This window comes from Hymenobacter sp. APR13 (assembly GCF_000737515.1).
GTDB lineage: Bacteria > Bacteroidota > Bacteroidia > Cytophagales > Hymenobacteraceae > Hymenobacter.
Window position 1 is genome coordinate 4,607,325 of sequence record NZ_CP006587.1, and the last position, 11,402, is coordinate 4,618,726.

At 59.3% G+C, this 11,402-nt stretch carries 6 protein-coding genes and 3 tRNA genes; 1 reads left to right on the forward strand and 8 read right to left on the reverse strand.

All coding sequences use genetic code 11. From position 1 onward, the window contains the following. The first annotated feature begins 123 nt into the window (after positions 1–123). Positions 124–1,119: a Ppx/GppA phosphatase family protein gene (locus N008_RS19365; RefSeq protein ID WP_052381768.1), complete on the forward strand. Its 996-nt coding sequence runs from the start codon at positions 124–126 to the stop codon at positions 1,117–1,119. Between the two features lie 243 nt (positions 1,120–1,362). Here N008_RS19365 and ppk1 read toward each other — a convergent pair whose 3' ends face one another. The 8 genes from ppk1 to N008_RS19405 form a co-directional block, all read right to left on the reverse strand. Continuing rightward, on the reverse strand, positions 1,363–3,669 hold the full coding sequence (gene ppk1, locus N008_RS19370; RefSeq protein WP_081910897.1) for a polyphosphate kinase 1: 2,307 nt from the start codon (positions 3,667–3,669) through the stop codon (positions 1,363–1,365). Between the two features lie 163 nt (positions 3,670–3,832). Continuing rightward, complete coding sequence (gene gyrB, locus N008_RS19375) at positions 3,833–5,815, reverse strand: DNA topoisomerase (ATP-hydrolyzing) subunit B (RefSeq protein WP_044017933.1); 1,983 nt, start codon at positions 5,813–5,815, stop codon at positions 3,833–3,835. A 192-nt stretch (positions 5,816–6,007) separates the two neighbouring features. Next, positions 6,008–7,342, reverse strand: a complete 1,335-nt coding sequence (locus N008_RS19380; RefSeq protein ID WP_081910898.1) for a T9SS type A sorting domain-containing protein — start codon at positions 7,340–7,342, stop codon at positions 6,008–6,010. A 139-nt stretch (positions 7,343–7,481) separates the two neighbouring features. Continuing rightward, on the reverse strand, positions 7,482–8,780 hold the full coding sequence (locus N008_RS19385; protein ID WP_044017935.1) for a T9SS type A sorting domain-containing protein: 1,299 nt from the start codon (positions 8,778–8,780) through the stop codon (positions 7,482–7,484). Between the two features lie 196 nt (positions 8,781–8,976). Continuing rightward, positions 8,977–10,398 carry a T9SS type A sorting domain-containing protein gene (locus N008_RS19390; protein WP_044017936.1) on the reverse strand — a complete coding sequence of 474 codons (1,422 nt, stop codon included), beginning with the start codon at positions 10,396–10,398 and terminating at the stop codon, positions 8,977–8,979. Positions 10,399–10,892: 494 nt separating this feature from the next. Continuing rightward, a tRNA-Arg gene (locus N008_RS19395) sits at positions 10,893–10,966 on the reverse strand. A 47-nt stretch (positions 10,967–11,013) separates the two neighbouring features. Next, positions 11,014–11,090, reverse strand: a tRNA-Pro gene (locus tag N008_RS19400). A gap of 88 nt (positions 11,091–11,178) precedes the next feature. Then, positions 11,179–11,266: transfer RNA gene (locus N008_RS19405), tRNA-Ser, on the reverse strand. Positions 11,267–11,402: the final 136 nt, after the last annotated feature.

Genomic DNA, 11,402 nt, shown 5'->3' on the forward strand with positions numbered 1-11,402 from the left:
ACTATAAGTTACTATATAGTAAGCAAATGCCATGAATCTCCGCCTACCCCAGCCATTAGAAAAGGGCCTGTTTTGCCCAAACGGCTATCTTTGCCCTCACTCCTCTCGCCAACCCCACTGCCCGTGCAATATCCTCTGCTGAAGCTTGCCGCCATTGATATCGGTTCCAACGCTGTTCGCTGTCAGATTTCAGCAGTTCTGCACTACGGCGACCGGTACCGGCTCAAGCGGGTGGAGTACGTGCGCTATCCGCTGCGCCTCGGCGAAGACGTGTTTGCCACCGGCACCATTTCGGAGAAGAAGCAGGAGAAGTTCATCAAGTTTCTGCACGCGCTGAAGCTGCTGATGGAAGTGCACGACGTGGCCCCCAACCACTACCTGATCTGCGCCACCTCGGCCATGCGCACGGCCACCAACGGCGCCGAAGTAGCCGCCCGCATTCAGCAGGAGCTGGGCATGTCGGTGCAGGTGATTGACGGCCAAGCCGAGGCCGCCTACATCAACCGCGTAATCGAGCACCTGCTCGAAGACAAAAAGCACTACCTGCACATCGATGTGGGCGGCGGCAGCACCGAGTTCAACATCTACCACGACCGCCGCAAGGTGGCGTCGCAGTCGTTTGAGATTGGCTCGATCCGGCGCATGCAACAGGAAGAAAGCGGCCTCGCCAACACCGATGCCCAGGCCGGCCTGTGGCAGCGCATGGAAGAATGGGTGACGGAAAATGCCCGTCGCTACCACGTCACCCGAGCCATTGGCACGGGTGGCAACATCAACAAGCTCTACAGCCTGGCTCAACCTCAGCTCGACAAGCCTGTCACGCGCCGCCGCATCGGCACCATCCTCGACCACCTGACCAGCCTGAGCATGGACGAGCGCGTCAACGTGGCCATGCTCAACCCCGACCGCGCCGACGTCATCGTGCCGGCCGGCCACATCTACCTGTCGGCTATGGAATGGGCCAACATCAGCCAGATGATCGTGCCCGACATCGGCCTGAAAGACGGCATGCTTCAGACCCTGTTCGAGGAGCATTTCGACGAAATCCGGGCCCGCGACGACCACTCCAACCGCACGCCCATTCCAACAGTGCAAAGCCGCCCCACCGAGGTAGAGTAAACGGCCAACCAGTAGCGCGAGGCCTGTGCTTCGCGCCTGAGCCACCAGTTGTGATAGGCGTCGAAAGCGCGAAGCAAAGGCTTCGCGCTACTGCCCGCCATCAACAAAGAAAGCCCTCCGGCAGTAGTGTAGTACACTAACGCCGGAGGGCTTTCTGCTTAGGTTAGCTTAGAACACGGACAGGAAGGATTGACGCCGCTTGCTACGCGGAATGTCCTTCGTCCTCGCAATGACACGCTGCTTTTACGCGTTGGTGCGGTCGGCTTCTTCTTTTTCTTCGGCTTCGGCAGCTACCACGTACTCCACGGTTTCCGCTTCCGGCTCGTCGGCCGATGCTTCCTCTTCGGGGCTGCAGGCTTCCACGGGCGCTTCGGCGGCAGCCAGGGCGGCGGCCTCTTCCACAGCTTTAGCTGCCGTCAGCAAGGCCAGCATGCTGTCGGGCGTGGCGTTAGCCAGGCGCTCTTCATCGCGGCGGTAGAAGTCTTTGTGCACGTTCACAATCACCTCGTCGGGCTGCGGCTGGCGCCGGATGTAGGCGCCGTCCTCGCGCATGACGTAGCTGTTCTGGTTGTCGAGCAGGTTGAGCATCAGGATGCCGATGGCCTCGCGCTTGAGCTGCGGATTCACAATCAGGAACAGCGCCTCGATGCGCCGGTCGAAGGAGCGCACCATAACGTCGGCCGAGCCGGCGTAGAGGCGCGGCTGCCCGGCCTGGTGGAAATAGAACAGGCGCGAGTGCTCCAGCAAATCGCCGACCACGCTACGCACTTCAATGTTTTCGCTCAGGCTGGGGCGGCCCGGCCGCAGGCAGCAGATGCCGCGCACAATCAGGCGGATGGGCACGCCGGCCTTCGACGCCTTATACAGCTCGTCAATCACCTCCTTGTCTTCCAGGGAGTTGATTTTGATAACAATGCCGCTGGGCAGGCCTTTTTTGGCGTTGCGGGCTTCTTCCCGGATCAGGTGCACCAGCTGCTGGCGCATATCTTTGGGCGCCGTAATCAGGTACTCGTAGTCGTCGGGCTGCGAGTGGCCGGTGATGACGTTGAAGAATTCCGACACGTCGTGGCCGTACACGTCGTTGGTCGTGAGCAAACTCACGTCGGTGTAGAGCTTGCTGGTTTGCTCGTTGTAGTTGCCTGAGCCGATGTGCACGTAGCGCGTCACCTTCTCGCCTTCCTTCCGGATGACCATCAGCATCTTGGTGTGCGTCTTGTACTTGCTCACGCCGTAAATCACGAAGCAGCCGGCCTTTTCCAGCCGCGCGCCCTCCCGGATGTTGCGCTCCTCATCGAATCGGGCCTTGATTTCAAACAGCACCGACACGTGCTTGCCGTTTTCAGCCGCCTTCAGCAGCGCCGCCGTCACGCGCGAGTCGTCGGCGAGGCGGTAGATGGTTTGCTTGATGCCCAGCACCTGCGGGTCTTCGGCGGCCTGCTCCAGCAGCCGCACCATCGGCTCGATGCTGTTGTAGGGGTGGTGCAGCAGCACATCGTGGTGCTTGAGGTACTCGAACAGGTTCTCGTCGGCACCCTCGGGCAAACTCAGCGGCGCAATAGGGGCGGGCTGGCGCGAGGTTTTGCCGCGGAAGTTGGGATGCTTGAGAATCTGCAGCAGCCCCTTCAGGTCAATCAGCGAGTTGATAACGAACACGTTGCCGTTATCGATTTTCCAGCGCTCCTTGAGCACGGTCATCAGCAGCGCCGAGGCGTTGGGCTCCACTTCCAGGCGCACCACGCGGCCGCGCTTGCGCGTCTTGAGGCCCTGCTGCAGCTCCTTGATGAAATCGGTATCGATGTCCTCGGATTCTTCCAGCGTGAAGTCGCCGTTGCGGGTGATGCGGAACAGGTCGGCCGACTCGATTTCCACGTTGCGGAACAGCTTGGGCAAGTTGGCCCGCACGATTTCCTCAATCGGCACAAACAGCACCTTCTCCTTGCGCGTGAGCTCGAAGAAGCGCGTCAGGTTCTGCGGAATCTGCACGAACGTGAGGCGCTCCTGCCCTTTCTCGGTTTCCAGGTCGCCGGTACCGGTGCGCGTCACCACGCCCAGAATGAGCATCTGGTTCATCATCAGCGGAAAGCCGTGGTACGAGTCGTACACCATCGGCGTGAGCAGCGGGAAGATGGTGTTCTTGAAGTAGCCGTCGGCCTTCTTCAGTTCCAGCTCCGTCAACTCGTCCATGCGCAGGATGTTGAAGCCGTTCTTCTCGAACTGCGGCTTCAGCTCGTTCAGGTACGTCATCGACTGGTCGTTGACGAAGCGGTGGGCGAAGTCGAGCAGCTTGCGCCGGAAGGGCAGCTCGCGCAGCCCCGAGTAGTCGACCCGCTCCTTGCCGTAATCGAGGTAGTTGTAAAGCGAGCCGACGCGAATCATGAAGAACTCATCCAGATTCGACGACGTGATGGCCAGAAACCGCAGCCGGTCGAACAGCGGCCGGCCGGCGTCCTTGGCCTGGTCGAGCACGCGATAGTTGAAGCGCAGCCAGCTCAGGTCGCGGCTGATGTATTTGCTTTTGCGGATAAGGTCGGCAGACTTGAAGAGTTTCATAACGAAGGAAGGGCATCCAGAAGGCAGTACGGCAAGATACACGCTGGTACCGGACCTTCTGTTGCGCTTTTAATAAATGTAGCTGCTTCTACGGGGTTTGTTGGTTGGCAGGCATCAATAAAAAAGCCCGCTCACGGAGCGGGCTTTTTTTAGTATCAGCGCGTTACACGTCCAGCTTGGCGTACTTGGCGTTTTTCTCGATGAAGTCGCGGCGGGGGGCCACTTCGTCGCCCATCAGCATGGAGAAGAGGTGGTCGGCTTCCACGCCCGAGTCCACGTCTACACGCTTCAGGGAGCGGGTGTCGGGCTGCATGGTGGTGGTCCAGAGCTGCTCGGCGTTCATTTCGCCGAGGCCTTTGTAGCGCTGCACGTTCACCGTTTCGGGCTTGCCGCGGCCCATTTCTTCCTGGGCAGCCATGCGCTCCTCTTCGGTCCAGCAGTAGCGCTCTTCCTTGCCGCGCTTCACCAGATACAGCGGCGGCAGCGCGATGTAGATGTAGCCTTTCTCGATCAGCTCCGGCATGTAGCGGAAGAAGAACGTCAGGATCAGGGTCCGGATGTGCGAGCCGTCGATGTCAGCATCGGTCATGATGATGACCTTGTGGTAGCGCAGCTTGTCGAGGTTCAGCGAGCGGCTGGTGCTGCCGTCGTCTTCGTCGGTCTTCTTTTCGAAGCTCACGCCGAGGGCCGTAATCATGTTCCGGATTTCCTCGTTTTCGTAGATGCGGTGCTCCTGGGCCTTCTCTACGTTCAGGATCTTACCCCGCAGCGGCAGAATGGCCTGGAAGGCGCGGTTGCGGCCCTGCTTGGCGGTGCCGCCAGCCGAGTCACCTTCCACCAGGTACAGCTCGCAGATGGCGGGGTCTGACTCCGAGCAGTCGGCGAGCTTGCCGGGCAGCGAGTTGGAGCCCAGCACGGTTTTGCGCTGCACCATTTCGCGGGCCTTCTTGGCGGCTACGCGGGCTTTGGCAGCCAGAATCACCTTCTCGACGATGACGCGGGCTTCCTTGGGGTTTTCCTCCAGATACTGATTGAGGATTTCGCCTACTACCTGGTTCACGGCGCCGCTCACTTCGGAGTTGCCCAGCTTGCCTTTGGTCTGGCCCTCAAACTTGGGCTCGGCCACCTTCACCGAAATAACGGCGGTGAGGCCTTCGCGGAAGTCGTCGCCCTGAATTTCAATTTTGGCCTTGGCCACCTCGCCCGATTTCTCGGCGTAGGCTTTCAGCACCCGCGTAATGGCCGAGCGGAAGCCTGCCACGTGCGTGCCGCCCTCGTGGGTGTTGATGTTGTTGACGTAGGAGAAGATGTGCTCCTGGTACGAGTCGTTGTACTGGAACGCCACTTCCACCGGAATGCCGCGCTCCGTAGCCACGTACACGGGCTTGGTCATGAGCACTGTGCGGCTGCTGTCGAGGTACTGCACGTACTCGGCCACACCGCCTTCCGAGTAGAACTCGGTGCGCAGCGGCTGGCCTTCGGCATCGGCGGCCTGCTCGCGCAGGTCAGTGAGGATGATGCGGATGCCGCGGTTGAGGTAGGCCAGCTCGCGCAGGCGGGTGGCAATCCGCTCGTAGGAGTACTCCAGCGTTTCGTCGAAGATGGTGCCATCAGGTTGGAACCACACGTAGGTGCCGCGGCCGTCAGCAGGCCCGATTTCGCGCACGTCGTACTGGGGCACGCCAATGGTGTATTCCTGCTCGTACATGCGGCCTTCGCGCTGCACCTTCACGTGGGTGTGGGTGCTGAGGGCATTCACGCAGGACACGCCCACGCCGTGCAGGCCGCCGGAGGTCTTGTAGCTGTTCTTGTCGAACTTGCCGCCGGCGTGCAGCACGGTCAGGGCAATTTCGAGGGCTGATTTGCCGAACTTCTGGTTGATGCCGACGGGAATCCCGCGGCCGTTGTCTTGTACAGAAATGGAGTTGCCGGGGTGAATGCTCACCTCGATTCGGTCGCACTGGCCGGCCAGGGCTTCGTCAATGGAGTTATCCACTACCTCCCACACCAGGTGGTGAAGGCCTTTCGCGCCAGTGTCGCCGATGTACATGGAAGGACGCTTGCGTACCGCTTCGAGCCCTTCGAGTACCTGAATGCTATCCGCGGAGTAGTCCGAGGCACCGATTATCTCTTGTGTTTCGCTCATGTTTCGGGCGTAAGTTCAGCTAGGATGCTATCCTACAAAAGTACCGAAAATATCCCGTTTTTGCTAGCGCCAGCCCCGAATAAGCCCGCCTAACAGTGGCAAGAAAGGCCGCCGGAGCATAGGCAAAAAAAGGCCTGCTCCGGGCAGGGAACAGGCCTTCGAATAATCCGATATTCCTGACGCTTCGGCCGCTTAGCGCACCACCAGCTTCTGGCGCACGAGCCCTTCGGGGGTGCTCAACTCCAGCACATACACGCCCACCGGCTGCTGGCTCAGGTCCAGCGAAAGCGGGGCCAGCGCGGGCGAGGTCCAGGTTTCGGTCCGCACGGTGCGGCCCAGGCCATCGAGCACGCGCGCCGGGGTGGCGGCTTTCAGGCCACTGGCCCGCACCACAAAGCGGCCATCGGGCGCTGGGTTGGGGAAGGCACTGATGCCCAGGCGCGAAGCCAGGGCGGCATTGGTTGCCAGCGTAATACCGGTGTACTTGTTCATGCCGTTGCCGCCCGCTACCTCGCCATCGGCATCCACCAGCAGGCCTGCCGACCAGCCCACGCTGGGGCTGACGAAGTCCACCAACGCGTGGTTGATGGTCGATTCGAGGGTTACCCAGGTCTGGCCGTCGTCGGTGGAATACGACGAGCCGGGACCGTAGGCGCCAAACCCCGTCGACACGTAGGTGCGGGTGCCGGGCACATTGTCGAGGCCGATGCGGCGCACAGAACCGGTGGGGTTGAGGGCCGCCCAGGTGGCCCCACCGTCGGTGGTGCGCACGTAGCTGCCGTCTTCATCCAGGGCCAAGCCGTTAAGGGCGTCGCGGAAGGCCATGTTTGCTGGGTACGTCAGCCCGGTGGAGGATACAGCCCAGGTCAGGCCTCGGTCGGTGGAGCGCAGCATTCGGCCCTCGTCGGTGGCCACCCAGATGCTGTTGCCGGCTTGGGCCACCACCGGCACGCCGGTCACCAGGTCTTCCAGCCCCTGAGGCTGGGGCGCGTTGGCGGCCGGAATGGCCGTCCAGGTTTCGCCGGCATTGCTGGTAGTGTAGATTTCAAAGCGCCCATTGTTAGGGTTGCCCAGAGCCACGCCGTTCACCGCATCGAAAAAGCGTACCACGGTCGGGAAGCTGTTGTTGCCGGCAAACTGGTTGGCCGTGGTCTGGGTGACCCAGCTGGCCCCGCCGTCGGTGGTGCGCAGGATGCGGCCGGGCCCTACGAAATCGGCGGCCACCGTCACCCAGGCAGTGGTGGCGTTCCGGGCGTAGATACTGGTCACGAGGTCGTTGGGCGTTAGGCCCGGAATGGCTAGCGTGGTCCAGGTAGTGCCGCCATTGGTGGTGCGGCTGAACAGCTGGGTGAAGAAATCCTCACTGCCCACCACGGTGGTCCAGGCCACGTTGGCATCTACGGCAGAGATGAGCAGGTTGAACTGGTCAGGCGTAGGGTTGTTCACGGGCTGGTTGACCCATTGGGCCTGAACTTGGGCCGAACCAAACGCCAGCAGAAAGCCCAGCATGCATAATTGTTTGCGCATAGTAGATGGAAAAGATGGAAGTTGACAGGTAGAGTACACGAAGCCAAAAACGGTTGGCTGACGGTGGCCAAATAGTAAAAAAAGCCCCCATTCTTTTCGAACGGAGGCTTTTTCGCCAGTCGGCGTATGGAGCAGCAGCCTATTTCACCACTAGCTTCTGGTGGGCGGTGCCGGCAGCCGAACTAATTTCGAGCGTGTACACTCCGGCCTGATACTGGCTCAGGTCGAGCGTGACAGGAGCGGTGCCGTTGCCCGTCAACGGACGGCGAGCTACCTCCCGGCCCAGCGCGTCGGATACGCGCAGCATCGCGCCGGTGCGGGGTTCCTTGGCGCGTACTTCAAAGCGGCCATCGGCGCTTGGGTTAGGATACACGCTATAGCCGAGCTGTTCGGTAGTGGCCTGCTTGGCACCCAGCACGGAACTGGTGAAACGGCGCATTCCCTGGCCAGCCCCAGTCATGATGTTCAGGCCGCCCGTCCAGCCCGCGGTTGGGCTGACAAAGTCTACGTACAGGTTATTGTTGGTGCTTTCTATTGTCACCCAGCTCTGGCCGTTGTCGCGGGTGTAGGCCGTGCCCTTGATGCCGTCGCCCAGATCGAGGCCGGTGCTCACGTACTGGTTGGTACCGGGCACGTTGTCGAGGCCGAAACCGGGCATGGTGCCAGTGTAGTTTACCCGGGCCCAGGTGAGCCCGCCGTCGGTGGTGCGAGACAGTTGCCGCTCGCCGGTGTCCTCATCCAGGAATATAGCCAGGCCGTTCTGAGCATCCCGGAACGCGATATTCCGCACGGCATCCAATCCACTGGGAACCGGCGCCGTCCAGGTCAGCCCCTTGTCTGTGCTGCGCAGGATGCGTCCCTGGAAAGTGCCGCACCAGATGGTGTTGCCCACCATGGCATAGGCGTCGTCGTACGTGTCTTCGCGGGAGTCAGAAACTGGTGGAGTTGCCACGGCTGTCCAGGTAGCCCCGCCATTAGATGTGGTGTACATCTCAAAAGGGCCGCCATCCGTGGTCGGGTCCCCTATCACTACGCCATCGTTGGCATTGAAGAAGTGGATAATGGATGGGTAGCTGTTGATGCTGCCAAACTGCGCCGCCGTGGTCTGGCGCACCCAGGTCTGGCCGCCGTCGGTGGTTTTCATTACCCGGCCATCGGCCCGGTTGCCAACAACCGTCACCCACGCAGTGGTATTGCTAATAGCAGCCAGCGACGACACGAATTCTGAGGTATTATCCACGCCCGTCACCGTCGAGGTCGACCAGGAAACCCCACCGTTGGTGCTTACCGCCACGAGGTTGGAGTCTTCGTCTGTGAAATCATAGCCAATCGTCCAGACTACGGTAGGGCTGACGGCCTCAATCAGGGCCGGCGAGGCGGCCGGATTGGCAAAGCTGATCGGCTGGGTTGCCCACTGGGCCTGCGCGGTGGCACCCATGGCAAGAAATGCGGATACGAATAGTAGTGGTTTGTACATGAGGAAAGGATGAATGGAAGGAAAGATGGATGTTTTAGAGAAGTTGACAGTAAGAGCACCAGCAAATAAAAATGTTTGGCTGACAACGGCCAAATAGCAAAAAAGCCCCCATTCGGGAGGAATGGGGGCTTCAGAATGCATATACTACTGATGGCTACTATTCAACCACCAGCTTCTGCTGAGCTACCCCAGCGTCGGTGCGCAGCTCCAGCGTGTAGATACCGGCCTTTTCGCTGCTCAGGTCTACGGTGGTAGACTTGGCTGCTACAGCCGTGGCGTTCAGCGTCTGGGCAGCTACCTGGCGGCCTACTACGTCGAACACACGCACCGTGGCACCCGTTTTCAGGCCCGAAGCCAGTTGCACCGTGAATACACCGGTTGTGCTGGGGTTAGGGTAAACAGCCAGAGCTTTCTGTAGCTCAGCATTGCGGTTGGACAGGATGTTGGTGCCCGTGTACTTGCCGATGCCACCGCCGCCGGCAGGGGCCGAGAACCCACCGGCCCAGCCTACTGTGCCTGAAGCAAAGCTAACCGACAAATACTGCGCCCGGTTGTCGATAGTAGTCCAGGTGGCACCATTGTCGCGGCTGATGGAAGTTCCGATATCGGCGGCCGAAGGCGTGGCCACGCGAGCATCAAGACCAACCGCTACGTACGTGTTGCTGCCGGGAATGGCTTTCACATCCGAATCACGGAAGGGCGTGCTGTAGGTCTGGGTCGTCCAGGACGTACCACCGTTGGTGGTCACGCTCAGGTTCTCATTATTCCAGATCAGGCCGTTGTTGGCGGTGGCAAAAGTTACGCCCGATACGCGGTTGGAAATGTTGCTATTTACCGAAGTCCAGTTCAAGCCGCGGTCAGTGGACTTGAAAACACGCGAGGGCGACGTGATGGAGGTCGGGTCGTAGAGCGACGTAAACCAGATAGTGTTGCCCACCACGGTGTACTGGTTCACTACGCCGTATTCGCTGGTGTTGCTGGCCAAGCCGTTGGCGCGGGGCGTGCGCACCCAGGTGGTACCACCGTTGGTGGTGGTATAGATTTCAAAAAACTTAATGCTCGAGGTACCCTGGCGGTTGGGGTCGCCCATGCATACACCGTTGTTGGCATCGAAGAAATACACGAAGTTACCGAAGCCATCCGGAGCAGCGAACTGGCCGGCGGCAGGGTTGGTCTGGGCAACCCAAGTGGCTCCCCCATCAGATGTTTTGGCAATCAGGCCACCGCCGTTCGTCCCATCGAACATAGCAGCCCAGGCAGTGGTGCTGTTCACGGCGTAGAGGTTACCGGCGGTGTAGCCGGTGAAACCCGCCGGGGCAATCAGACCACCCTGCCAGGCAGTGCCGCCGTTGGTGGTGCGCAAATAGGTGTTGGCATCAATGCTGGTACCCGCCGGATTGAGCGTACCGGCCAGCCCCCAGGCGGTGTTGGCATCAATAGCCTGAATCCCGACAATACGGAAATCGGCTGGCAGGTTGGAGTTCTGTGCAGTGAATGAAGTGATAGCCGGAGTACCTTGGCTGTAGCCTTGTAGGCCGAGCCCTAAAAGGAAAGTAATACCGAGTAGAGTTTTTTTCATGATGCAAATGGTGATGAAGGGTGAGAAACAGGCAAAAAACTGAAATTTTCGCAGTTCAATGTATGGGTTTCCAACAAAAAAGCCAAATCAAGCCCGACTTGCTGCTATGCAGGAGCCACTGGCAGATACCTTGCACAACAGCTCAGTGAGCGAGAGCAGTAAGTAGCTGAGCGCACCGTAACCTGTGGTGTGAGCTTTTGCCCCGCGCCCCTCGGTAGTTAGACCTAAGTAGCAATCAATCAGATGCCAGTTTAGCAATCATCTGATTTATAGAAATTTGAAGATTATCTAACTATTCAATAACTCTATCCTAATTACTTCAACAGATTCATACCATGCATAAAGTTGTCACGCTTTGTTGCTTTAACAACTGGACGTGGTTCTTCTAGCATCCCACAATCAGGGTGGATTTCATAGGTGCAGGCGAGTGGCAGGAAATAAATGTCGAATAAAAAAGCCACCCAGCAATCAAGCTAAGTGGCTCATTTTTAACGTGGCCCCGATTGGATTCGAACCAATGACCGGCTGCTTAGAAGGCAGCTGCTCTATCCAGCTGAGCTACGGGGTCAAAAACAAATAGCCGCCCGCCCCAGAGGTGGGCTGACGGCTATTCGATGGTCGGGGTGGCAGGATTCGAACCTGCGGCCTCCTGCTCCCAAAGCAGGCGCGATACCGGGCTACGCTACACCCCGAAAAAAGAATGAGGAACTGAGAGTCTGAGTTACTACGCTCAGGAGCAATTGGCATTGCCGATTCTCAATTCCTCATCTTAAAGAATTGTGGAGAGGGGGGGATTCGAACCCCCGGTAACCTTTAGAGCTACGGCAGTTTAGCAAACTACTGGTTTAAGCCACTCACCCACCTCTCCGTTGGTGGTCCCTTCCGGCTGAAGAGTGTGCAAATATACTAGGAGAACCGATAAACACCCCTTTTTCAAAAAAAATATCTTGAACTTGGCTGTACCCTGGGCTGCTGCACGGGCTGCGCCAGCACCTATCTTTGCC

Bases quoted from the DNA above. Each gene is read 5' to 3' on its own strand.
- ppk1 (WP_081910897.1), bottom strand. From the start codon at position 3,669: ATGAAACTCTTCAAGTCTGCCGACCTTATCCGCAAAAGCAAATACATC.
- gyrB (WP_044017933.1), bottom strand. From the start codon at position 5,815: ATGAGCGAAACACAAGAGATAATCGGTGCCTCGGACTACTCCGCGGAT.
- N008_RS19380 (WP_081910898.1), bottom strand. From the start codon at position 7,342: ATGCGCAAACAATTATGCATGCTGGGCTTTCTGCTGGCGTTTGGTTCG.
- N008_RS19385 (WP_044017935.1), bottom strand. From the start codon at position 8,780: ATGGGTGCCACCGCGCAGGCCCAGTGGGCAACCCAGCCGATCAGCTTT.
- N008_RS19390 (WP_044017936.1), bottom strand. From the start codon at position 10,398: ATGAAAAAAACTCTACTCGGTATTACTTTCCTTTTAGGGCTCGGCCTA.